The 23,040-nt window shown below is 70.0% G+C and carries 17 protein-coding genes and 1 pseudogene; 10 read left to right on the top strand and 8 right to left on the bottom strand.

Annotated features, from left to right (window positions below; all coding sequences use genetic code 11):
• Positions 1-84: 84 nt before the first annotated feature.
• A complete protein-coding gene (locus tag IM778_RS14830) occupies positions 85-825 on the top strand; it encodes an IclR family transcriptional regulator (RefSeq protein WP_194409593.1) in 741 nt (246 codons plus the stop codon).
• Positions 826-828: 3 nt separating this feature from the next.
• Positions 829-1,278, top strand: a pseudogene (locus tag IM778_RS18010) (IclR family transcriptional regulator); the annotation flags it as partial.
• Positions 1,279-1,463: 185 nt separating this feature from the next.
• Here the strand turns inward: IM778_RS18010 and IM778_RS14820 are convergent.
• The 3 genes from IM778_RS14820 to IM778_RS14810 all read right to left on the bottom strand — a co-directional run bounded on the left by IM778_RS14820 (position 1,464) and on the right by IM778_RS14810 (position 5,054).
• A complete protein-coding gene (locus IM778_RS14820; protein ID WP_228484583.1) occupies positions 1,464-2,168 on the bottom strand; it encodes a TetR/AcrR family transcriptional regulator in 705 nt (234 codons plus the stop codon).
• The gene (locus IM778_RS14815; RefSeq protein WP_228484582.1) at positions 2,165-3,091 is read right to left on the bottom strand and encodes a shikimate dehydrogenase; all 927 of its coding nucleotides are present in this window, start codon (positions 3,089-3,091) and stop codon (positions 2,165-2,167) included. The genes IM778_RS14820 and IM778_RS14815 overlap by 4 nt, the downstream gene beginning before the upstream one ends.
• A gap of 112 nt (positions 3,092-3,203) precedes the next feature.
• Complete coding sequence (locus IM778_RS14810; RefSeq protein ID WP_194409592.1) at positions 3,204-5,054, bottom strand: bifunctional sugar phosphate isomerase/epimerase/4-hydroxyphenylpyruvate dioxygenase family protein; 1,851 nt, start codon at positions 5,052-5,054, stop codon at positions 3,204-3,206.
• Between the two features lie 131 nt (positions 5,055-5,185).
• Between IM778_RS14810 and IM778_RS14805 the strand changes: the two genes are divergently transcribed.
• The gene (locus IM778_RS14805) at positions 5,186-5,947 is read left to right on the top strand and encodes an IclR family transcriptional regulator (protein ID WP_194409591.1); all 762 of its coding nucleotides are present in this window, start codon (positions 5,186-5,188) and stop codon (positions 5,945-5,947) included.
• Positions 5,948-5,950: 3 nt separating this feature from the next.
• Entirely contained in the window at positions 5,951-6,715 is a 765-nt protein-coding gene (locus IM778_RS14800; protein WP_194409590.1) for an IclR family transcriptional regulator, read from the top strand.
• Positions 6,716-6,775: 60 nt separating this feature from the next.
• Here IM778_RS14800 and dctP read toward each other — a convergent pair whose 3' ends face one another.
• Positions 6,776-7,834 (bottom strand): TRAP transporter substrate-binding protein DctP, encoded by a 1,059-nt coding sequence (gene dctP / locus IM778_RS14795; RefSeq protein WP_194409589.1) that lies wholly within the window; start codon positions 7,832-7,834, stop codon positions 6,776-6,778.
• Between the two features lie 311 nt (positions 7,835-8,145).
• On the opposite strand from dctP, the gene IM778_RS14790 reads away from it, so the two are divergent.
• Both IM778_RS14790 and IM778_RS14785 read left to right on the top strand, forming a co-directional pair.
• The gene (locus IM778_RS14790; protein ID WP_194409588.1) at positions 8,146-9,231 is read left to right on the top strand and encodes a Gfo/Idh/MocA family protein; all 1,086 of its coding nucleotides are present in this window, start codon (positions 8,146-8,148) and stop codon (positions 9,229-9,231) included.
• Positions 9,228-10,616 carry an FAD-dependent oxidoreductase gene (locus tag IM778_RS14785; RefSeq protein WP_194409587.1) on the top strand — a complete coding sequence of 463 codons (1,389 nt, stop codon included), beginning with the start codon at positions 9,228-9,230 and terminating at the stop codon, positions 10,614-10,616. The genes IM778_RS14790 and IM778_RS14785 overlap by 4 nt, the downstream gene beginning before the upstream one ends.
• A 16-nt stretch (positions 10,617-10,632) precedes the next feature.
• On the opposite strand, the gene IM778_RS14780 is transcribed toward IM778_RS14785, so the two are convergent.
• The 4 genes from IM778_RS14780 to IM778_RS14765 all read right to left on the bottom strand — a co-directional run bounded on the left by IM778_RS14780 (position 10,633) and on the right by IM778_RS14765 (position 15,944).
• Complete coding sequence (locus tag IM778_RS14780; RefSeq protein WP_194409586.1) at positions 10,633-11,079, bottom strand: type II 3-dehydroquinate dehydratase; 447 nt, start codon at positions 11,077-11,079, stop codon at positions 10,633-10,635.
• Between the two features lie 16 nt (positions 11,080-11,095).
• On the bottom strand, positions 11,096-12,376 hold the full coding sequence (locus IM778_RS14775; protein ID WP_194409585.1) for a TRAP transporter large permease: 1,281 nt from the start codon (positions 12,374-12,376) through the stop codon (positions 11,096-11,098).
• Between the two features lie 3 nt (positions 12,377-12,379).
• On the bottom strand, positions 12,380-13,027 hold the full coding sequence (locus IM778_RS14770; RefSeq protein ID WP_194409584.1) for a TRAP transporter small permease: 648 nt from the start codon (positions 13,025-13,027) through the stop codon (positions 12,380-12,382).
• Between the two features lie 223 nt (positions 13,028-13,250).
• Positions 13,251-15,944 carry an outer membrane protein assembly factor BamB family protein gene (locus IM778_RS14765; RefSeq protein WP_194409583.1) on the bottom strand — a complete coding sequence of 898 codons (2,694 nt, stop codon included), beginning with the start codon at positions 15,942-15,944 and terminating at the stop codon, positions 13,251-13,253.
• A 242-nt stretch (positions 15,945-16,186) separates the two neighbouring features.
• Here IM778_RS14765 and IM778_RS14760 point away from each other — a divergent pair, with 242 nt between their 5' ends.
• Genes IM778_RS14760 through IM778_RS14745 form a run of 4 tightly spaced genes read left to right on the top strand, consistent with a single transcriptional unit; the run spans position 16,187 to position 23,036 of the window.
• Positions 16,187-17,638, top strand: a complete 1,452-nt coding sequence (locus IM778_RS14760; RefSeq protein ID WP_194409582.1) for an aldehyde dehydrogenase family protein — start codon at positions 16,187-16,189, stop codon at positions 17,636-17,638.
• Positions 17,635-18,522 (top strand): citryl-CoA lyase, encoded by an 888-nt coding sequence (locus IM778_RS14755; RefSeq protein ID WP_228484581.1) that lies wholly within the window; start codon positions 17,635-17,637, stop codon positions 18,520-18,522. The genes IM778_RS14760 and IM778_RS14755 overlap by 4 nt, the downstream gene beginning before the upstream one ends.
• Entirely contained in the window at positions 18,519-20,282 is a 1,764-nt protein-coding gene (locus IM778_RS14750; protein ID WP_194409580.1) for a thiamine pyrophosphate-binding protein, read from the top strand. The genes IM778_RS14755 and IM778_RS14750 overlap by 4 nt, the downstream gene beginning before the upstream one ends.
• Positions 20,283-20,315: 33 nt before the next feature.
• Complete coding sequence (locus tag IM778_RS14745; protein ID WP_194409579.1) at positions 20,316-23,036, top strand: TIM barrel protein; 2,721 nt, start codon at positions 20,316-20,318, stop codon at positions 23,034-23,036.
• Positions 23,037-23,040 lie beyond the last annotated feature (4 nt).

Raw genomic sequence — 23,040 nt, 5'->3', positions numbered from 1 at the left:
CCGTTCGTTCCACTGAGCGGGACCGGCCCTCCTTCTGAGAAGGAGTTCCTTGCCGCCCCTCGGGACTCGTCGGATACTGCCCACATGCGATCCGCTCACGGAGGCGAGCCCGTCTCGGTGCTCGACCGGATCCTCGCGATCCTCGACACGGTCCGGGAGTCCCACGGCTCCACCACGATCACCCAGCTCGCCGTGGCCACCGGCATCCCCAAGTCCACCGTCTCGCGTCTCGTGGCAGACCTGGTGCGGCAGCGGTACCTGGTGCGCGGCGAGAGCGGCGTGATGATCGGGATGCGGCTGTTCGAGCTGGGAGCACGCGCCAGCACGCCGAGGCGCCTCAGCGTCGCAGCTCTCCCCGTGCTGGCCGAGCTGTCCCACGCCACCGGCGAGCACCTCAACGTCGCCGTGCAGGAGGGCTGCGAGATGCTCTCGATCATCTCGGTGCGTGGACGGCTCCGGCCGGTGCCCTCGCGCGCCGGCGTCCGCGTGCCCTCGGTGACGACCGCGCTCGGCAAGGCGGTGCTCGCTCACACGACGGACGAGGACGTCCTTCGTGCCGTGCTGGCCGAGCTCGACCCGTCGACGCGGCACCGCTTCGAGCGGGAGCTGGTCGGCGTCCGGGCCGACGCGGTCGCGATCGACCGTTGCGAGACGTTCCCCGGGGTCGTCGGTGTCGCGAGCCCGATCCTCTCGCCGGACCGCCTCCCGGTCGCCGCGATCTCGGTGGCGGGGCCGGTCGCCGACATGGATCCGAGCCGGGTCGCGCCTCTCGTGCGTCACGCCGCCCTCGTGCTCACGCATCGGCTCGCGTCGCGGGTCGCCTGATCCATGAACGCGGCGAAGCCCTCGGACGCGATCGGCGTCCTCGACCGCGTGACATGCATCCTGGAGGCGTTCGACGAGGACGATCGCGGACTGGGACTGTCGGAACTGGCCGTGCGCGCGGGTCTTCCGAAGTCGACCGTCTCCCGGCTGGTCGCGACGCTCGTCCAGCAGCGATACCTCGAACGCGACGGGAAGCGGATCCACCTGGGTTTGCGGCTGTTCGAACTCGGTCAGCTCGCCGAGCAGCCGCGTGAGCTGCGGATCGCGGCCCTGCCCGTCCTGGCGGAGCTCCGCAACCGGACCGGCAGCAACGCCCAGCTCGCGATCCGCGACGGTGACGAGATGGTCTGCCTGGCCGCGATGCGCGCCCCCGGGGCGCCTCCGCTGATCCCGCGCACCGGCGGGCGGGTGCCCGTGCACACGACGGCGCTCGGCCGGGCTGTCGTCGAGGTCCGGGCGCCGGCGTCGCACACGACTCCGGGCTCGGCGGCGTCCGTGCGGTCGCCGTCGCGATCGTCGACTCGTCGGGGCGCGTGGTCGCGGCACTCGCGGTCTCGGGGTGGGCGGACGGACTCGACGTCGATCGCGCCGCCGGCGCCGTCGATGCGGCGGCGCTCGCCGTCGCCCGTCGCCTCCGGCTACGAGGGCGCGACGTCTGAGCCGGGCTTCATCTCACGGGGCGCAGGTGCGCTGCGGTCGGTCATCGTCGACACGACCAGGTCGCCGATGAGGCGGCGGTGCGAGTCCTGCAGCGCCGGATCCAGCATGTCCCGCCCGAAGATCGCGGCGAAGGTGTGCCGGTTGGCGACGTGGAAGCAGGCGTAGGCGCTGATCACCATATGCACGTCCAGCGCATCGACGTCGTCGCGGAAGATGCCATCGCGAACCCCTCGCTCGATGACCTCCTGCAGCACCGTGATGGCGGTGGCGTTCTCGCGCAGGATGGTCTGCGATCGGCGCAGGTGCTCGGCGCGGTGGATGTTCTCGATGCTCACGAGCTGGATGAACGCCTCGTGGGTCGTGTGGTGGTCGTACGTGGCCTCCGCGAGCGTGCGCAGGGCGTCGTCCGGTGACAGCTCGTCGATGTGTATGCCGCGCTCGACGCGTCGGATCTGCGCGTAGACCCGCTCCAGCACCGCAAGGTACAGTCCCTGCTTCGAGCCGAAGTAGTAGTAGATCATGCGCTTCGTGGTGCGCGTGCGCGCGGCGATCTCGTCGACCCGCGCGCCGGAGTACCCGTTCGCGGCGAACTCGGCGGTGGCCACCTCGAGGATGTCGTCCTGCGTCCGGGCGGCGCGCTCGGTCATGCCGCTGTCCCGCACCTCGCTCAGTCCACCCGTCATCGCAGGCTCCCTTCGCCGCCGGTGTCTTCCTCGGCACGGATGAGCGCACGGAAGTGTCGCTCCATCCGCTCACGATCGGGCACGGCCCCCGTGATGATTCGGAGACTAGCGCACGCCTGCCCCACGGCCATGCGACCGCCGTCGAGGACCGGGTGGCCCCGTTCGCGCGCCCGCCGGACGAGCTCGGTCTCCAGCGGCCGGTAGACGACGTCCGACACCCAGGCGCCGGCCGGCAGCAGCTCGAGGTCGAACGCGACACCGGGTCGGTGCAGCATGCCCAGCGGTGTGGCGTGCACGACCCCGGTCGCGCGGGCGATCGCGTCCGGAAGCTCGTCCGGCCCGAGGACGGCGACGTCCTGCGCGGGGAACAGGTCGCGCATGCGGACGGCGAGGTCCTCCGCCCGGGCCGGGTCGACGTCAGAGATGTCGAGTCTCGCCGCGCCGTGGGAGAGGAGGGCATACGCGGTCGCGGCGCCGGCACCCCCGCAGCCGATCTGCACGACACGGTCGAACGAGGCGCCGGGCAGGCCCGACTCGAGACCGTCGCGGTATCCCATCCAGTCGGTGTTGTGGCCGATCAGGCGACCGTCGGCGAACACCACGAGGTTCACCGCCCGCAGGTGCGCGGCATCCGTGTCCAATTCGTCCACGAGATCGATCACGAGCCGCTTGCACGGGTGCGTGATGTTCATCGCGGCGAAGCCCGCCGACCGCGTCTCGGCCAGGAGCGCGGCGAGGTCGGCGGGGCGCCGGCCGAGCACGATGAGATCCAGGATGCGGTACTCGTAGTCCAGTCCCAGCTCGCGGGCCTCGGTCTCATGCATGGCAGGCGTGAGGGATGCCGTGATCCCCTCGCCGATCAGGCCGACGAGGTAGCGGCGCGGTCGAGGCGGCTCGGGCGGATGCTGCACCACGTCGGTCACGAGGCTTCCGGGAGCTCGACGTCGACGGTCGCGAGGGACGCCTTCACGCGCGGAGAGATGCGGAGCGTCTCGGTGGGCTCCGGGACGAACCGGAACACGGCGACGCGGCGGATCACGCGCCGGCTCCCTGTCGCGCGGCCCGACGGTGCTGGTACTGAGCGGCCAGGCGCACGGGTGCGTTGAGCGCGCCGTACCCCGCGTACCCGCCGCGTCGCTCGACGACCTCGAGAAACACGGTGCCGATGGGGTGCGTGTAGAAGTGGAGGAACTCGCCGGACTCGTCCCGGTCGTACATGACGTTCAACTCCCTGAGCTCCGCGAGGAGGCCCGGCTCGATCTGGTATCGCGCCTCGATGTCGTCGTAGTAGTTCGCGGGGATGTCGAGGGGACGGAAGCCGCGCCCCCGCGCCGCGCGCGCCAGCGCGAGCACATCGGCGGAGGCGAACGCGACGTGCTGCGGCAGGATCGCGTCGCCGGCGGCGGCCGAGGGGACGAGGTTGAGCGCGATCCGCACCACTCCATCGGCGCTGCGCAGGACCTGGCTGCGCACCAGACCGACGGGTGCGGCGACCTCCACCGACGGGTCGGGGCGCAGATCCAGGACCGAGTGGAAGAACAGCACGGCCGCGTCGAAGTGCTGCCAGGGCTGGGCGAGGTTGACGTGATCGACCCGCTCGATCATGGGCGGCTCCCCATCGGCGGCGGCGCCGAACTCGCTCACCCATCTCGGCTCGGGCCCGCGCGCCGCGCCGAAGAAGACCTCCGAGCCGTCCGGTGCGCCGACACCGACGAGCGGCTCTTCGCCGACATCCTGCTGGCGCGGGATCTCGGGGGCGAACAGCTCCCTCGCCCGGCGCAGCGACGTCGCCGGATCGTCGACCGAGAGCCCGAGGCCGGCTACGGTCGGCCGTGGCCGGTCCGAGCCCGGTTCCCCGAGGACGACCCGTGCGTCGCCCTGCGACCACAGCTCGACCGTCTTGGTGCGGTGCTCGCCGTGCGAGCGGAAGCCCAGTTGCCCGAGGAGGCGCCGGAGCTCCGGCAGCTCCGTCGTCCTCAGCTCCACGTAGCCCACGTCGGCGGGCGGTTCGACCCGGGGCAGCGACGCGATGGGCATGCGGGCTGCACGGCCGCCCCCTGCCTCGGCGCCGAGCGACACCGCCGCCTCGTGCTCGAGCCAGCGCAACGAGCGCCTCGCGTCGATCGCGGTCTCGAGGGGGTCGGCTTGGCGGAACGTGTCGTTGAAGATCTCCAGCGAGACCGGACCGGTATACCCCGTGCGGGCGAGGTGCGCCATGAACGTGCCGAGGTCGAAGCCCCCCTCACCGGGGAACAGCCGATGATGCCGGCTCCACGAGAGGACGTCCATCGAGAGCAGCGGTGCGTCCGCCATCTGCACGAAGAAGATCTTCTCCGCCGGGATCGTCTCGATCGCTTCCGGGCTGTGGCCTTTGGAGAGGATGTGGAAGCTGTCGAGGCAGAGGCCGATGCGCGGGTGATCGGCGAGACGGACGATGCGCGCCGCCGTCTCGTAGCCGTCGACGAAACGACCCCACGCGAGGGCTTCGTAGGCGACGCGGACTCCGTGGCGTTCGGCGAGATCCCCGAGGAGGCGCAGTTGAGCGGCGGCGAGCTGTTCATCGCCGCTGCGCGCCGTCGCCACATTGCTGCACAGCAGCATCGTGTCGATGCCCAGCCGGTTCATGAGGCCGAACTTCGCTGCCGCGCGACGGAGGTTCTGGTCGAGAAGCTCGGGACCGACCCCTTCGAAATCCCGGAAGGGCTGGTACAGGTCGAGCGAGAGCCCGAGCCCTGCCGCCCGCGCGCGGATCTCCTCCGGGGAGCGGGGCGAGGCGATCAGATCCGGTTCGAAGATCTCGACGCCGTCGAAGCCGGCCTCGTGCGCCGCGACGAGCTTCTGATCCAGGGTGCCGCTCAAGCAGACCGTGGCGATCGATGTGCGCATGGCGCCTTTCTGGAGCACCGGCGCTGGTACTCGCATGATTCTCTGAACAGCATTGCAGGGTTGTGTACTAACTAGTACGTTCGAAGCAAAGGCGATCGATGACGATTCAAGCCGCTGGGAGGGGATGCTCGATGGGGAGTCTCGCCGAATGGAACACGTTTCCCGCTCGCACGGGCGGGCCGGTCTCGGTGCTCGATCGCATCGTCGCGATCCTGGACGCCGTGAAGGCGTCGGAGGGATCGCTCTCGGTCACCGATCTGGCACAGCAGACGGGTCTGCCGAAGTCCACCGTCTCGCGACTCGTCGCGGAGCTGGCCGCGCAGCGCTACCTCGAGCGCACGCAGGAAGGCGTGACCCTCGGGATGCGCCTGTTCGAGCTCGGCGCACGCGCGAGCCTGCCCCGCCGCCTCATCGGCGCGGCCGCGCCGGTCATCAGGCAGCTGCGCGAGATGACGGGCGAGCGCGTCGGGCTCTGGGTGCACCAGGGCACCGACATGGTGTCGGTGGCGGCGGTCGCCGGGCGGCTGCCGATGCTTCCGACGCGCGCCGGCATGCGTACGCCGGCCCTGACCACCGCGAGCGGCAAGGCCTATCTCGCGTTCTGCTCCGATCCCGGTGTGGTGGATCGCGTGAGTGCGTCGCTGGCCGATGCCGACGCCGACCACTTCCGCGACGAGCTCCTGCACGTCCGATCGGCCGTGGTCGCGACGGACATGGAGGACTCGTATCCCGGCATCCTCGCTGTCGCAAGCCCCGTCCTGTCCGGTGATCGCGTCGTCGTGGGCGCGATCTCGGTCGCGGGGCCCAGCGGCGGCATGGACCCCGATCGGATCGCACCGCTCGTGCGTGCCGCGGGCACCAACGTCACCCGCCGGCTCACGGCGGCGGCGTAGGCGATGCGCACCGCCGCCTGGACCGACTCGGTCAGCGTGCTCGACCGGGTGACGGCCGTCTTCGACGCCTTCGGGGAGGATGACGAAGGTCTCGGGATCTCGGAACTCGCCCGGCGCGCCCACCTTCCGAAGTCGACGGTCTCGAGGATCGCCGCCGACCTCGTCGCGCAGCGCTTCCTCGATCGCGACGGCGACCGGCTGTACCTCGGCGTGCGCCTCTTCGAACTGGCCGAGACCGTCCAGCTGCCGCGGCGGCTCCGCCACGTCGCTCTGCCCGTGATGAACGAACTGCGCGACGTCACCCGGCACAGCGTGCGGCTCGCCGTCCTCCAGGGATCGGACGTGCTGTTCATCGCGATCATCCGCGGCGAGGCGACCGCCGCACCGACGGCGAGGGTCGGCGGCCGTCTGCCGGCACACGCGACCGCGCTCGGGAAGGCGCTCCTGGCGTACTCGCCCCGTGGCGTCGTGGAGCAGCTCGTCCGCTCAGGACTGCCCTCGCGCACGCCCGCGACGATCTGCGATCCGGCCGGCCTCGCACGGGAGCTCGCCGACGTGCGCCGCCTCGGCGTGGCAGCCGACAACGAGGAGTGCCATGCCGGCCGCGCGTGCGTGGCGAGCCCGGTCCTCGGACCCCGCGGTGAGCCGGTCGCCGCGATCTCGGTGGCGGGCGCGGCGTCGGAGATCGTCGCGACCCGCCTCGGTCCGGCCGTCCGCGCCGCCGCGCTGACACTGAGCCGGCGCATGGACCCCGGTCCTCACGACTGACGCCGGACGCACGAACGGGGCGGATGCCTCAGCATCCGCCCCGTTCGCCGGCTTGCGGTCTCAGCCCGCGGTCTCGCGGATGGCCTGGTACGCCTCGAGGCTCTCGCCGGTGAAGTAGCCCTCGAAGAACTCCTCGGCCTGGCTGATGAAGGCATCCATGTCGATGTCCTCCTGCTCGACCACCGTGAAGGCGTCGTCCGCACGGTACTCGTCGAGGATCTCCTCGGTCGCCTCGTCGACGCAGTCGCGGTTCTCGGGCCGGATCTCGCGGATCGTCTCCTCCAGCAGCGCCGTCTGCTCCTCGCTCATCTTCTCGTACGTCTTGTCACTGACGAGGATCCAGTGGATGCCGACGTTGTGGTTGTTGAGGATGGCAGTGTTGAGCACCTCGTCGTAGCTCGACGAGTGGGTGGCGACGATGGGGTTCTCCTGCCCCACGGCGATCCCCTGCTGGAGGGCGGTGTAGACCTCCTCCACGGCGACCGACACCGGGTTGGTCACGCCGAGCGCCTCGGCGTTCGCGAGGAAGATCGGCGAGTTCGGGAACCGGATCGGGACGCCCGCGAGGTCGTCGGGGCTCGTCACCTCGACGTCCTTGGTCGTGAACGTGCGGTTGCCGAAGAACCAGCCATCGACGATGTTCACTCCGGTCGCCTCGTGGAAGTCCGTGAACAGCTCCTCCGAACTGTCGTCGATCCACTGGAACGCGTGCTCGACGTCGTCGAACGCGTACGCCGCGTCCACCACGCCGATCGGCTCGTAGGTGGCGCTGAGCGCGGACGCGCCCTGCAGGTCGATGTCGATGTCACCCGCCTGGACCTGCGGGAAGCGGTCCGCGTCGGGGCCCAGCTGGCTGGCCGGATACAGTTCGACGGTGAAGCCGATGTCGGCCTCCTCCAGGCGCTCCTTGAGCAGTTCGACGCCGCAGAAGTAGTTCGGCGTCTGCTCGTTCTGGCTGGTCGCGACGGTGAGGGTGACCGGATCGTTCTCGGACGCACCGCCGTCGTCGGTCGCGTCGGGGGTACCGCCGCCTCCGGCGCAGCCGGTGACGACGAGGGCGGTGGCGGCGAGCACCGACGCGGCGATTCGGCCTCGGCGCGTCGAGCGGGCTGTGCTCATGGGACTCTCCTCTGATTGTGCGCACGTCCTTGTGCAAGCGATGACGTGTCATTCGGTGGCCGGAGCGGGACATCCGGTCGAGGCGCTCGCTCGCGGCGAGATCGTCATCGACCACGCTGTCACGTCTCCGGTCCGGTGGCAGTGCCGACTCTTACCGAGATCGAACGGTTCGCAAAGCGATGTCCCGTCGAGTGGAACGCGCCGTGGCCCGCAGGTCTTCGCCGCTGAATGGAACGACCACCGTGCGCCGTTCCGCGGAGGCATACGCTCGGTGCCGATCGGCGTGGACGCCGCTCAGGCAGGGAGGCTCGGTGACCGCATCAGAAAGCGCCGCACTGCGCATGGGCGTGATCGGCGCCGGCTTCATGGGGCGCCAGCACATCGATCTCATCCGGGCGGCTCCGGGACTTTCGCTGGCCGCGGTCGCGGATCCGGTCGTGGCCGATGGTGCATTCGGCACCCGCACCTACGATGCGGCCGGACGGATGCTGGAGCACGAGCACCCGCACGCGGTCATCATCGCCAATCCGAACGCGCTGCACGTCGACACCGCCATCGAATGCCTCGAGGCCGGCGCGGCGGTCCTGCTCGAGAAGCCGGTGGCGCTGGACTACGCCGAGTCCCTCCGGCTCGTCGGGGCGGTGCAGCGTCTGGACGGACGGCTCCTCGTCGGTCACCACCGGCGTCACCATCCCGCCGTCGCCCGGGCCCGCGCCGCCGTGGACAGCGGCGCACTCGGGCAGGTCGTCGCCGTGAGCGGCCTGTGGTCTGCCCGCAAGGAGGACGCGTACTTCACCGAGATCCCCTGGCACCGCCTGCCCGGCGCGGGCGTGACCCTCCTCAACGTCGTGCACGACCTCGATCTGCTGCGCCACCTCTGCGGTGAGGTCGCCGAGATCCAGGCGATGCACAGCTCGCACGCCCGCGCCCTCGCGGTCGAAGACACCGTGTCGCTGAACCTGCGGTTCGAAAGCGGTGCGGTCGGCAGCTTCCTCGCGTCGGATGCCGGCGTGTCGCCGTGGGGCTGGGACCAGGCGACCGAGGAGACGGCGGCCTTCCCGTTCCTCCCGGACGGCGTCGCGTACCGCATCGTCGGCACCCGCGCGGCGCTGTCCGTGCCGAATCTCGCGAAGTACGCGTATGAGCAGGGCGTCCCTGCGGACTGGCACTCGCCTCTCTCGCGCACCTATCTCCCGGTCTCCCCGCGCGGGTCCTTCCAGGCGCAGCTCGACCACTTCGCCGACGTCGCGCGCGGCCTCGCCGACCCACTCGTCTCAGCGCAGGACGCCGCGCACACGCTGGCGCTGGTGGAGGCATCCGCGCTCGCCGCCCGGACGCGACGCAGCGTCGACGTGGCGCAGTTCCGCGCCGAGGTGGAGGCAGGGGAGCGGCCATGAACCGGACCGGCGGCGCAGCGGCGTCGTCCGGCCGGAGCGGTCGGGAGTACGACGCGATCGTCGTCGGGGGAGGCCTGGCCGGACTCGCGGCGGCGCGCACCCTCGCTGCGCAGGGGCGGCAGGTGGCCCTGGTCGAGAAGAACGAACGCCTCGGCGGCAGCTCGATGCTGAGCGGGGGTTGGTTCGCGCTGTCGGGCACCGCGCTCCAGCGCCGCGCGGGAGTGCACGACTCCGACGACCTCTTCCTCGCCGACATGCGGGAGACCGGCGGCGGGTACGCCGACGAGTCGCTGCTCCACGCGCTCGTCCGACGCCAGGGCGATGTGGTCCAGACGATCGAGCGAGCGGCCGCGTGGACGGACGAGCTGAAGGTGAGCGCGGGCATGACGGTCGCTCGGGCGCACCTCGTGCGCATCCGAGACCTGCTGGCGCACCTCGAGGCAGAGGCGCTCGCCGCAGGAGCGGTGATCCTCCCCGGTCGATCCGCGCGCGGGCTCGTCACCGACCGGAACCTCGTCGCCGGCATCCGCACGGACGAGGGGCCGCTGCTCGCGCGGTCGGGGGTCGTGCTGGCGAGCGGAGGATTCTCACGGTCGCGCGAGCTGCTCGAGCTCTTCGTGCCCGACCAGGCCGCGGCGATGCCGTACGGCGGCGTCGGCAACACGGGAGACGGCCTGCGCATGGCTTGGCTGCTGGGAGCCGGGCTCGCCGACATCGGACACGTCAGCGGCACCTACGGCCAGCACGCCGACACGACGGACGACGAGCACGAGCTGCTCACCGCCAACTACCTCGGCGCGATCCTCGTCAATGCGCTCGGCGAGCGCTTCGCCGACGAGTCCCAGTCCTACAAGGTGCTGGGCTCGGCGGTGATGAGCCAGCCGGGCGGGACGGCGTTCCAGATCTTCGACTCGGTGGTGCGGGCGCGTTCCAGGCCGGGGGTTCCGCTGTCCGACATGGAGCGCCTCGAGGAGCTCGGCCATCTGGTGAGCGCCCCCACGATCTCGGCGCTGGCGCGCCAGACCGGCATCCCCGCGGAGGCCCTCGAGCGCACCGTCGCGCAGTACAACGAGGCGGTGTCGTCCGGCCGCGACCCGCTCGGCCGGACCCGCCTCGTCGGCGCCGTCGGCGAGCTGACTCCGATCCGCACCGCCCCGTTCTACGCGTATGCCGCCATGACGGCGATGACATCCACCTTCGGCGGGCTCCGTGTCGCCGCCGACACGGCCGTGCTGCGCGTGGACGGCTCGCGTATCGACGGGCTGTACGCCGCCGGAGAGGTCGCGGGCGGCTTCCACGGCGCCTCCTACATGACCGGGACCGCCCTCACCAAGGCGCTGGCGTTCGGTGCAGCGGCGGCCGATGCCATCGCAGCCGGAGGGTGATGCCCCGCCGCGGGGCTCACGCCGCCGGGGACGCGAGCCGATCCGCAGCCCGGATCGCCAGCTCGTACCCGTAGACGCCGGCCCCCGCGATCACGACCTGCGCGACGGTCGAGGTCAGCGAGTCGCGGTGGACGGCGTCTCGGGCGTGGATGTTGGTGATGTGCACCTCGACGATCGGCGTGGTCAGCATGTGGAGCGCATCGAGGAGGGGCACCGAGCCGAAGCTGAATCCGGCCGGATTGATCACGACGACGGCCTGCTGGCGGAATGCCTCGTGCACCAGCTCGACGAGCTCGTGCTCGGCGTTGGACTGCGCGAACCGGAGGTCGAAGCCGCATTCGGCTGCGACCCGCTCGCAGTCCGCGCGAACATCCTCGAGGGTGGCGGTCCCGTAGATTCCGGGTTCGCGCACGCCCAGCATGTTGAGATTCGAACCGTTCAGCACGAACAGTCTGCGCGTCATCCCTCCTCCCCTCGCGTCACATCAGCCCGAGCAGCGTCGGCAGCATCGTGACGATCACCGGGAACAGCGTCAGCAGCAGCAGCACGATGCCCAGTGGAACCAGGAACGGCAGGATGCCGCGGAACAGCTCGCCCATCGGCCTTCGCGTGATGGAGCCCACGACGAAGAGCACAGCGCCCACCGGTGGCGTCAGCGAACCGATCATCAGGTTGATGATCATGATGACGCCCAACTGGACCGGTTCGATGCCGAACTGTGCGGTGATCGGCATCAGGATCGGCACGAGCACAAGGATCACCGGCGGCGCTTCGAGCGGGATGCCCAGCAGGATCAGGAGCAGGTTGAGCATCAGCAGGAACACCAGCGGGTTGTCGGTGAGGCCGGTGAGCCACTCGCCCAGCGCGCGCGACACCTGCTCCCGCGCCAGCACCTGGCCCATGAGATTGGAAGCGCCGAGGATCAGGAGGATGCCGCTCGAGATCACGACGGTCTCCTTCGCGGCCTTCCAGAACACCCGCCACGTGAGCGTGCGGTAGAACACCCCCAGGATCAGCATGTAGACGGCGGCGATGCCGGCGCTCTCGGTGGGTGTGAACCAGCCGCTGAAGATGCCGCCGAGGATGATCACAGGAAGCATCGCCGGCCCGATCACGCGGACGGCGGCCTTGGCGAGCATCGATCCGACGAACGGCTTGCCCACCGCGACGCCGGGATGGCGCCTCACCCAGAAGAAGGTGTAGACCGCCAGGCCCAGCGCCATGAGCATCGCCGGGATGATGGAGCCGGCGAAGAGCGCGCCGGTCGAGATGGACGCGGTCGCCGCGAACAGGACCGCGGGGATGCTCGGCGGCATCACGGTGCTCATGAGGGACCCCGACGCCGTCAGACCGGCGGAGAAGCCGTAGGGGTATCCCGCTTTGAGCATCTGCGGGATCTGCACCTTGCTCGTGGACGCGGCGTCGGCCAGCGCCGAGCCGCTGATCCACGAGAACCCGATCGCGGTGCCCAGGTTGACGTAGGCGAGGTTGCCGGGAAGCCGGGGGAGGAGCGCGCGGGCGAGATCGTAGAGCCGCGTCGCGATGCCCAGATTGTTCGCGATCGTGCCCACGAAGATGAACAGGGGAACGGCGAGCAGCGGGAAGCTGTTGATGCCGTTCACGACGGACGAGATCGCGTAGCCCGCCGACAGGCCATGGCTGTAGAAGTACAGCATGCTCGCGGCGATCATCGAGAACGCGACGGGAACGCGCAGCAGCAGGAAGACGACGAACAGCAGGATGTAGAGCCAGAGGTCCAAGGATCAGCCTTCCATCTCGCCGATGTCGAGCTTGCGTTCCGGCCGGTGGGCGAAGGGGATCTTGAATCCGGAGTGGATCGCCGCCGAGACGAAGCCGACGAGGGCGAAGGCGTACAGCATCCCGATGGGGAGGTTCATCGCGGCGCTGAGCCGGCCCCATTCGGCGTCCAGCTTCACGAACGCCTCGTAGGCGAGGGCGAGACTCGTGGCGACCATGATGACCGCCGAGATCACCCGCAGGGCGACGAACAGCTTCGTCCCGGCCAGAAGCTCATCGAAGATCTCGAGCACGATGTGGCCGTTGCGGCCGACGAGGTAGCCGGTCGTGATGAAGGTCATCGCGATCATCGACATGAGTGCGATCTCTCCGGCGCCGACCCACCCGACGGAGGGGAAGTAGCGTCCGAGCACCTGGTACATGACCCCGAACACGATCAAGGCGAACAGCGCGACGCCGATGGTGATCTCGATCGCCGAGAGCACACGGAGGAATGCCGGATCGGCCGGAACGCCCTGGTTGAGCTTGGGGGCCGTGTAGTAGGTGTTCGTGTGCGGGAAGATCGAGTCGCCGACGCCCGGCTCCGCCGGCTTCTCGGGGGCGTCTCCGGGTTCGCGGCCCTTCTCGGGCTCCGCGCCGGGCTGGTCCGTCATGGCGCCGCCGCCAGGGTGTCAGGGTGCATTGCCAACCTCTCTGTCGATGCCGGGCGGAGCGTGCACGCGTCGCCTCTGTGACTCTGGTCGCTGCACGTCTGCCTGCAAAGACGAGTCTCGCCGAATGGGACACGGCACAGGACACGAGTGCGGACGCCGTTCCGGACGCGCCGATCCGCCCCCGTCGGGTGGCGGGGACGGATCGGGCGGGGTGCGGTCCCGGCTACTTCGTGACCGTCACGGTCGCGGCCGAGGTGAGCTGCTCCTGGACTCCCGCCGCGTTCAGGACGTTCGCCCGCAGGGTGAGCGTCACCTCTCCGGTCGGCACGTTGTTGTCGACGGCGTCCGCCTCGAACTGGACGATGATGCGGTTCTTGTTGGCCGTCACCTTCGACGCCTCGATCGGAGTCGAGGAGAGCGGGGTGAGCAGCACGGCGCCGCTGTCGTACGTGTAACCGGCAGGCAGTTCGAACTTGGCCTTGACCTTGCCGTTCACGCCGGTGAACAAGCCGGTCCCCGAGCCGAGATCGAGCGTGCCGCGCTCGAACGACACCGCTCCCGGCTGGTCCTTCGGGGTGAGGTAGACCTCGATCTTGCCCGTCGGCCGGGGGTCGGTGCAGTCGTTGAAGAAGTACTCGCCGGCACGGTCGAACGTGTGCTGGTAGGTCTCTCCGGGCTGCAGCCTGGCGTTGAACTCTCCCTCGAAGAACTGCGTCGCGCAGTGCGGTTTCTGGTTGGGGAAGTTCGGGAAGGTCTCCGCCCCGGGGTTGCGGAAGGTCACGGTCGTGCCGACGGGCACGCGCAGATGGGTCGGCTGCATGGCGTTCTGGGCGACGCTGTCACGTGCCGCCGCGGTGTCGGCGGTGCGGCTGCTCCGGGCCAGAAGCACGGTGTTGCCGACCGTCGAGCCCTCGACCGCCGCGCCGCTCACGGGCCGGCGGATCGAGAGGGGCGCGGTCATCGGACCCTCCTGGCTCCCCGACTCGGTGATGTAGTCGCCCCCGAGCTTGAACGCCCACAGCGAGTCGCCCTGCGTGACCGAGCTGCCGTACGGGTTGGTCGAGCCGGCGGCGAAGATCGCGACGTACTGCTCGCCGTCGACCTCGTACGTCACCGGTGCCGCGGCGATGCCCGAGCCGGTCTGGAACTCCCACAGCACGTCGCCGGTCACGGCGTCCATCGCCAGAAGGCGCCCGTCGATCTGGCCGACGAACAGCAGATCGGATGCCGTGGTCAAGGGTCCCTGGCCGTGCGACATGTCCGTTCCCAGATGGTTCTGCCAGGCGACCTCGCCGGTCGAGGCGTCGTAGGCGAGGATGCCGCCCGTCTGGTACTGCCCCATGGCTCGCTGCCCGTTGGCCGCTGCGCCGTTCCAGTGCGCCACCGGGTTGGTGCCGTAGGGGAAGTACACGAGGTTCGTGCTGTGGCTGTACGAGTGGTTCGACCAGTCGCCGCCGCCGTTCTGGCTCGTCGTCGACAGGATCGGCACGTCCCACTGCGGGTCGTACATGCAGCCCTCGCGGTGGCCGACGTGACCGTCGGGGTACGTCAGGAACGGCTCGTCCACGGCGACGTAGCTGTCGGGGTTGAACACCAGGTCGCCGTCGGCGTCCGGCTGGTACCCGTTGTAGTTCGGCACCGCGCGCCACGGGTCGCCGGGGACGTTCGCGGGATCGAGCTTCTCCCAGACGAGGCACTCGGGCAGCAGACGCTGCTCGGGGAACGGCTGCGTCGCGGTGTGCGCCTGCCGCGAGTCGGTGATCATCTCCTTCTCGGTCACCGGCAGCACGGGCTTGCCGTTCGTCCGGTCGAGCACGAACTGGTGGCCCGACTTGCTGCCGTAGAACACGACCTTCCGCTCCTCACCGTCCACGACGATGTCGGCGAGGGTCGGCGGGTGCACGTTGTCCATGTCCCACACGTCGTGATGGATGGACTGGTAGTGCCACCGGTAGGCGCCGGTCGCGGCGTCGACGGCGACCAGGGTGCTCGAGAACAGGTTGTCGCCGGGGCGGAGGGATCCGTTCTGCGACGAGGTGCAGCTGCGCGCGTTGCCGAACGTCATGTAGTACGTGCTCAGATCGGGGTCGACGGCGCCATGGATCCACGACGTCGCGCCGCCTTCCTCGGAGCAGTCGGTGCCGTCGGGGAGGACGGGCCCCCAGGTCGCTGAGGCGTCGAAGGTCACGCCGTCGAGTCCGGTGAACAGCTCGCCGCGCTTCGGTCCGCCGAAGAAGTGCCACTTGTACGATCCATCGCTCGCGTCCAGCGCCACCACGGCTCCGCGGTCGCCATCGGCCGCGTGCGCATAGACGATGCCGTCGAAGTACACGGTCGCGACCTTTCCGACGCGGCCGAGGTCCTCGCCGTCCGGGCCCGTCGGCTGCACCGCCCAGACCTCCTGGCCCGTGGCCTGGTCGAGTGCGACGACGCGGTTGCCGCCGGCGAGCGTGTAGATGCGGCCGTCGCCGGCCGACACTCCGCGGCGCGTTCCCGACAGTCCGTAGACGGTGTTCTCCCATTTCCACACCGGGTCGCCCGTGACGCCGTCGACCGCGATCACTCCGCCGCTCGGGGTGTCGAGGTAGATGACGCCGTCGATGACGATGGGCGTCGTCTGCTGTCCGGTGTGGGAGCTGGCGGGCGCGACCGCCGAGACGTGCGTGCGCCAGGCCGGCGCCAGCCGGTCGAGGTTCTCCGGCGTGATCTGCGTCAGCCCGGAGTAGTGCTGGTTGCCCAGGTTTCCGCCGACCGTGGGCATGTTCGCCCCGGTCGGTTCGAGGCCGGTCAGCCCGGCGGGAGGAATCGGTTCGGCGGGTCGTGCGAGTGCATAGGCGGGTGAGGCGGCGACGGCGAGTGCCAGCGCGAGAGCACCGATTCCCGCAGCTCCCCACCTCGTGGTCAGTCGTTTGCGCATCCCTTGCTCCTTGATCATCTTCGATCCGGCGTGCCGCCCGTTGCGGCCGGCGCTCGGACGCTAACCCCGGGGGTCGGACCGGGCAACCGTGCGGCCCACCGAGTGGCACAACCCGGGCCGGCTCGTCCTCCGCCCCGGCCGGATCCCGACGGCCGAACTGCCCAGTGGGACACCCTTTGTCGGCGAAGACGGCGCATGCCTAGCATTCGGCAGTCGGCCCCACGCCCATGGACGGAGTTGTCATGGCTGCTTCAGCATCGAAATCCCTGTCGCTCGAACAGGAGCAGGAACTCGACGAGGTGTTCGCCCGTGCGCGGGCAGCGCTCGCGATCATCGAGACCTTCGACCAGGACCGCGTGGACCGCCTGATCCGGGCGGTCGCGTGGGCGGTGGCGAACCGCTCGACCTTCCACCGGCTGGTGCAGATGGGGATCGCGGAGTCCGGTCTCGGCGACTTCGAGAGCCGCATGAACAAGCGCATGAAGATCCGCGGGGTCCTCCGCGACGCGCTGCGCAGCCCCTCCGTGGGGATCATCGAAGAGGATGCCGAGAAAGGCCTCGTCAAGTACGGCAAGCCGGTCGGCATCATCGGCTGCATCGTGCCGACGACCAACCCCGATCTGACCCCCGCGGGCAATGCGATCTACGCCATCAAAGCCCGCGACGTGGTGGTCTTCTCGCCCCACCCGCGCTCGCAGCACACGACGTTCGAGACCGTCCGGCTGATGCGCGAGGCGCTGGAGGCCGAGGGCGCTCCCGCCGACATCCTGCAGTGCATCACCCGGCCGAGCCTGGCGGCGTCGCAGGAGATCATGCGCCGCGCGGATCTCGTCATCGCCACGGGCGGACAAGGCCTGGTGCGCGCCGCCTACAGTTCGGGGACGCCCGCCTACGGAGTGGGTGCGGGCAACGCCACCGAGTTCGTCGACGAGACCGCAGACATCCGGGAGACAGCGCGCAACTGCCGGATCTCGAAGACCTCGGACTTCGGCTCGGGCTGCTCCGCGGACGGGAACATCCTGGTCCCGGCGGCGCGGTACCGCGAGATGCTCGATGCGCTCCAGGCCGAAGGGGGCTACCTGGCGACGGCGGAGGAACGGAGCGCACTGCAACGGGCGATGTGGGACGAAGAGGGACACCGGCTGCCCGACACGGTGGCCGTGTCACCCCAGGTCCTCGCGGAGGCGGCGGGCTTCGGCATCCCGGCCGACGCGAGATTCATCGTCGTGGAAGGCGATGGCATCGCAGAGGACCGGCAGTTCTGCAAGGAGAAGCTCACGACGCTGATGGCGGTGCACGCCTACGAGGGCGGCTTCGAGGACGGCGTCGAGCTGGCCAAGCAGCTCTACGACATCGGAGGCAAGGGGCACTCGTGCGGCATCGCGTCGACAGACGATGCGCACATCGACTTCTTCGCGCGGCACATGCCCGTCTCGCGCATCATGGTCCGCCAGCCGAACTCGAAGGCCAACGCCGGCTCCTTCACGAACGGGATGCCGATGACCTCGTCGATGGGATGCGGCACGTGGGGCGGCAACATCACCTCGGAGAACGTGTCGCTGCGTCACTACCTGAACACGACATGGGTCTCGCGCACGATCGCGGAGGACCGGCCCTCCGACGAAGAGCTGTTCGGCGACTTCTACGACGCGGCGCTCGAGTCCGCCGACCCGACCCTGGCCACCGCGCCGTGAGCGCCGCCGAGGGGGCCGGCGGCCCGAATGCGCAAGAGTCGGCCGAAGAGCTCGTCGACGAGGCGCGGCGCTGGTGGCAGACCGACATCATCGACGTCCGCCCCGGCGAGATCTCGCTTCGCGGCTACCCCATCCAGGAGCTCATCGGCAACGCCGGGTTCGTCGAGACGGTGTGGCTCATGCTGCGGGGCGAGCTGCCGTCGCGGGCCCACGCCGAGCTCCTCGAGGCGGCGCTCGTGGCATCCGTCGACCACGGGCCGCACGCGCCGTCGATCGCGATCGCCCGGATGGCGACGACGTGCGGGTCGCCGATCAACGGCGCCATGGCATCGGCGATCAACGTGCTCGACGACGTCCACGGGGGCCCGGGGCAGCAGTGCATGCAGCTGTACCTCGAGATCGATGCGGAGCTCGATCGGACGGACGACCTCGGCGCGGCGACCCGGATCGTGCTGCAGCGGCACCGCGAGACCGGCATGCGCTACGTCCCGGGTTTCGGCCACCGGTTCCATCCGCTCGATCCGCGCACGCCGCGGCTGCTGTCGCTCGTCGACGCCGCAGCCGCCGACGGCACGGTGGACGGCCGGTTCGCCGCGATCGGGCGAGCCGTCGAGGAGGCGATCAGCGAGGGCAGGCCCCGCCGCATCCCGATGAACGTCGACGGCGTGACGGCTGTCATCTACTGCGAGCTGGGGCTGACGCCCGAACTCGGGCGCGGCGTCTTCATCCTCGCTCGCTCGGTGGGCATCCTCGCGCACGCCAGCGAGCAGATGACGCAGGGCGGCCGCATCAAGGGCCCGATGCCCAAATCCATCGGCTACACGTACACCGGACCGGGCCGCCGCCCGGTGCCGCCGGCAGACGAGAGAGGAACAACCTCATGAAGGACCTGGTGTCGAACCAGATCGTGCGGTACCTGGAGGCACGCGAGGTCGAGCATGTCTTCGGGCTGTGCGGACACACGAACATCGCTCTGCTCGCAGCGCTGGAGAAGAGCGAGCTCATCTCGTTCGTGAACGTGCGTCACGAGCAGATCGCCGCCCACGCGGCCGACGGCTACGCGCGGGTGACCCAGCGGGCGGGTGTCGTGCTCACCCACCTCGGCCCCGGGCTGACGAACGCGACGACCGGCGTGGCGAACGCGGCGCTGGACTCCATCCCCCTCGTCGTGATCGCCGGAGACGTGCCCACGCACTACTTCGGCAAGCACCCGCATCAGGAGATCAATCTCCACGCCGACGCCGCCCAGTACGAGATCTACCGCCCCTTCGTCAAGCGCGCCTGGCGAGTGGATCAGCCCCACCTCATCGCCGAGGTCCTCGACAAGGCCTTCACGCTCGCCGAGAGCGGACGCCCCGGTCCCGTCCTGGTCGACGTGCCGATGGACGTCTTCTCCGCAGAGGTCGATGTCGCGCTGTTCGACAAGGTGATGGGCAACACCCGTTCGCTCGCACGGCCTTCCCTCGACGAAGCGGTCGCGGAGCGCATCGTGCAGAACCTGCTGGATGCCGAGCGCCCGGTGCTCTACGTCGGAGGCGGCGTCGTCGCGGCCGACGCGGCGGAGGAGCTCGCCGAGTTCGCCGGGCTCCTGTCGATCCCGGTCGCGCACAGCCTGATGGGCAAGGGGGCGGTGCCGGACGACAGTCCGCTGGTCCTGGGGATGACGGGCTTCTGGGGGACGGCGTTCACCAACGAGACGACCCGCACCGCGGACTGGATCCTGGCGCTCGGCACCCGGTTCGCCGAGGCCGACTCGAGCTCGTGGTACCCCGAGTACACGTTCGACATCCCGGGCACCAAGCTCATGCAGATCGACATCGACCCCACCGAGCTCGGTCGCAACTACCCGCTCGAGATCGGCGCGCTCGCCGATCTCAAGGCAGCGCTGACCGTGCTCGTCCGTGTCGCGCGCCGACTGGCGCCGGCGGGAGTGGCGCGCAGCGAGCTGCTGTCGCAGATCGCGGCGAACCGCGCCACGGTCAAGCTGCACAACGCCGACGCGCAGGTCTCCGACGCCTGGCCGATGCGGCCCGAGCGCATCCTCTCCGAGACGCGCGAGGTGCTGCCGGCCGACGCGATCATCACGACCGATGTGGGCTGGAACAAGAACGGCGTCGGGCAGCAGTTCGACATCCTCACTCCCGGCACCTTCCTCACGCCGGGTGGCTTCGCCACGATGGGCTTCGGCGCGCCTGCCGCGGTGGGCGCGAAGATCGCGCGACCCGACCGCGTCGTCGTCTCGCTCGTGGGGGACGGCGGCTTCGGCCAGAACCCCGCCGTGCTCGCCACCGCGCGCGAGGAGGGCGTCCCCGTCGTGTGGGTCGTCATGAACAACAACGCCTTCGGCACGATCGCGGGGCTGGAGAAGGCGGCGTTCGACACGACCTACGGCACGGTGTTCGGCAAGGGCGACGACCCGATGTACACCGACTTCGCGGCGATCGCCGAGGCGTACGGGGTGACCGGAATCAAGGTCGAGACCGCCGCGGAGTTCAAGCCGGCCCTCGAGCGGGCGATCGCGCTGCAGGCTCCGGTCGTGATCGACGTGTCGATGGTGAACGTGCCGACGCCGACGACGGGGCACTGGAACATCCTCGACATCTACTCGCCGGGCGAGGCGATCGAGCACGTCGCCACTCCCTGACGGCCCGCACCGATCCTCCGAGATGGTCCAGTCATGAACCCCGCACCGGGCGCGCAGCGCATATCGATCTCGACGGTGTGCCTGTCGGGGACGCTCGAAGACAAGCTGCGGGCGGCCGCTGCCGCCGGGTTCGCGGGCGTCGAGATGCTCGAGTACGACCTCGTCATGTCGACGTGGTCCGCGCGGCGCCTCGCCGGTCAGGCGGCCGACCTGGGCCTGTCGCTCGAGGTCTACCAGCCCTTCCATGTCGAGACGGTGCCGCCTGATCTGTTCGGGGCGAGTCTGCGTCACGCCGAGCGGAAACTCGACCTGCTGTGCGAGCTGGGCGCGCGCGTCCTCGTCTGCTGCTCGTCGAAGACCGAGCACGGACTGGATGACGACGGTCGCGCGGCCGAGCAGCTGCGCACGCTCGCAGACCGGGCCGAGCAGCGCGGACTGCGCCTCGCGTACGAGGCGGTGCCGTGGGGACGCGTCCGCACCGTTCAGGATGCGTGGCGGCTGGTCCGGCAGGCCGATCATCCTGCGCTCGGGCTGTGCCTCGACAGCTTCCACGTGCTCTCGGCCGACAACGACGCCGCCGCCGTCACCGAGGTGGCCGTCGACAAGGTGTTCCACGTCCAGCTCGCCGATGCGCCGCGGCTGAACTTGGACGTCCGGGAGTGGAGTCTCCACTACCGGATGTTCCCCGGACAGGGCTCGCTCGATGTCGCGGGTTTCCTCCGGGAGATCCTGTCGATGGAGTACGCGGGCCCGATCGCTCTCGAGGTGTTCAACGACGTCTATCAGCAGGAGGACCCGCGGCACGCGGCCACCGATGCGATGCGCTCCACGCGCACCCTCGTCGAGGCGGTGGCCGCCGGCCTGCCGTCGGCGTCCGCGCTGCTCCCGGCCGGCGAGCTGCCTGCCGCTCCGGGACTCCGCGGATACGCGTTCGCCGAACTGGCTGTCGACGAGGTGTCGTCGCCGCTGGTGTCGCGCACGCTCGCCGGTCTCGGGTTCGTGCACGTGGGGCAGCATCATTCCAAGCCCGTTCAGCTGTGGGAGCAGGGGGATGCCCGGGTGCTCCTGAACCTCGCACCGGAGCGCTCCATCGATCCTGCGACGGCGGCGATCTGCGCGATCGCCGTGCAGACCTCGGACGCGGCCGCCTCGATGCGCAGGGCGGAGCGGCTCCTGGCACCGAAGCTCGCGCGGCGCCGCGGGCCGGACGAGAGCGACCTCGGTTCCGTGGCGACTCCGGACGGGACGGAACTGTTCTTCTGCGACTCGACCGCCGGGCCGCACTGGCTCGATGACTTCCGGCCGACCGGGGCGGTGGCCGGGCCCTCGCCGCTGGTGAGGGGCATCGACCACCTCTCGATCACCGAATCGCTCGACGACTTCGACCAGTCGGCGCTGTTCTTCCGCTCCGTGCTCGGTCTCGAGCCGGGGGAGTCGACCGAGATCACCGCTCCGTTCGGCCTGATCCGCAGCTGGTCGGCGACGGATCCGGCGGGGAGCGTCCGGATCGCTCTGAGCACCAACCCGCTGCGACGCGGCGACTGGGCGCCGGGGGTGTCGAGCCCGCAGCTCATCGCGTTCGCAGCCGAGGACGCGATCGCGTGCGCGAGGATCATGCGCGCGCACGGGGCGCCGATCCTGGAGATGCCCGCGAACTACTACGACGACCTCGACGCCAGACTCTCGCTGCCGCCCGAATTCGTGGCGAGCCTGCGCGAGAACTCGGTGCTGTACGACAGGGACGAGCAGGGCGAGTTCCTGCACTTCTTCACCGAGATGCTCGGGGCGCGGGTCTTCTTCGAAGTGGTTCAGCGTGTCGACGGCTACTCGGCGTTCGGAGACCCCCGGAGCGTGCCGCTGCGCATGGCGGCCCACCGCCGGCAGCGGCTGCGCACCCTGGCAAGCGATCCGGCCGAGGTCACGGCCGAGCACCGGCACGACTATTCGCTCGCCCACCTCACCGCCCTCAGCCTGTCACCGCCGGAGCTGGTGGATGCCGCGGCCGCGGGCGGGTACCGCTACGTCGGCCTGCGCATGACCAAGGTCACGGCGCAGGAGCCGCACTACCCACTGGCGTACGATCCGGCTCTGATGCGCGCGACGAAGACGCATCTCGCGGCGACCGGCATCGAGGTGCTCGACATCGAGCTCGCGCGCATCACGTCGGGCGACAGTCCCCGCGACTACCTGCGCTTCCTCGAGGCCGGTGCGGAACTGGGAGCGCGCCACGTCATCACGCAGCTGCCGGATTCGGACTTCTCGCGCAAGACCGACCGGTTCGCTGAGCTGTGCGAACTGGCACGGCCCCTGGGTCTGACGCTCGACCTCGAGTTCCCCTCGTGGACCGAGACGGGAAACCTCGACGAGGCCACGCGGGTGCTGCGAGCGGTGGATCAGCCCAATGCGGGGCTGCTCGTCGATCTGCTCCACTTCGCCCGATCGCACTCCCGCATCGAAGATCTGCGGGGTCTTCCGCCGGAGTGGTTCCACTACGCGCACGTCTGCGACGCGCCGCCGGAGGCTCCTGCGACCACCGCCGGAGTGATCCACGCGGCGCGTTTCGAGCGGCTCTTCCCCGGCGAGGGCGGCCTCGACATCGCCGGCGTCCTCAGCGCCCTGCCCTCCGGCATCCCCTATGCCCTCGAGATCCCGCGCGCGACGCTCGTGGCGCAGGTCGGCCCGAAAGAGCACGCGAGGCTCGCGATCGACGCGACCCGTCGCCACCTCGATCTCAGCGCTGTGCACGCCCGATAGTGCG

The organism is Microbacterium cremeum (genome assembly GCF_015277855.1).
Taxonomy (GTDB): Bacteria; Actinomycetota; Actinomycetes; order Actinomycetales; family Microbacteriaceae; genus Microbacterium; species Microbacterium cremeum.
The sequence above is the reverse complement of the archived record's forward strand: the minus strand, read 5'-3'. Positions and strand labels throughout refer to the sequence as shown.

Coding starts and splice junctions, on each gene's coding strand:
- IM778_RS14830 (WP_194409593.1), top strand. CDS start 85: ATGCGATCCGCTCACGGAGGCGAGCCCGTCTCGGTGCTCGACCGGATC.
- IM778_RS14820 (WP_228484583.1), bottom strand. CDS start 2,168: ATGACGGGTGGACTGAGCGAGGTGCGGGACAGCGGCATGACCGAGCGC.
- IM778_RS14810 (WP_194409592.1), bottom strand. CDS start 5,054: ATGCGCACATCGATCGCCACGGTCTGCTTGAGCGGCACCCTGGATCAG.
- IM778_RS14805 (WP_194409591.1), top strand. CDS start 5,186: ATGGGGAGTCTCGCCGAATGGAACACGTTTCCCGCTCGCACGGGCGGG.
- IM778_RS14800 (WP_194409590.1), top strand. CDS start 5,951: ATGCGCACCGCCGCCTGGACCGACTCGGTCAGCGTGCTCGACCGGGTG.
- dctP (WP_194409589.1), bottom strand. CDS start 7,834: ATGAGCACAGCCCGCTCGACGCGCCGAGGCCGAATCGCCGCGTCGGTG.
- IM778_RS14785 (WP_194409587.1), top strand. CDS start 9,228: ATGAACCGGACCGGCGGCGCAGCGGCGTCGTCCGGCCGGAGCGGTCGG.
- IM778_RS14780 (WP_194409586.1), bottom strand. CDS start 11,079: ATGACGCGCAGACTGTTCGTGCTGAACGGTTCGAATCTCAACATGCTG.
- IM778_RS14770 (WP_194409584.1), bottom strand. CDS start 13,027: ATGACGGACCAGCCCGGCGCGGAGCCCGAGAAGGGCCGCGAACCCGGA.
- IM778_RS14765 (WP_194409583.1), bottom strand. CDS start 15,944: ATGCGCAAACGACTGACCACGAGGTGGGGAGCTGCGGGAATCGGTGCT.
- IM778_RS14760 (WP_194409582.1), top strand. CDS start 16,187: ATGGCTGCTTCAGCATCGAAATCCCTGTCGCTCGAACAGGAGCAGGAA.
- IM778_RS14750 (WP_194409580.1), top strand. CDS start 18,519: ATGAAGGACCTGGTGTCGAACCAGATCGTGCGGTACCTGGAGGCACGC.
- IM778_RS14745 (WP_194409579.1), top strand. CDS start 20,316: ATGAACCCCGCACCGGGCGCGCAGCGCATATCGATCTCGACGGTGTGC.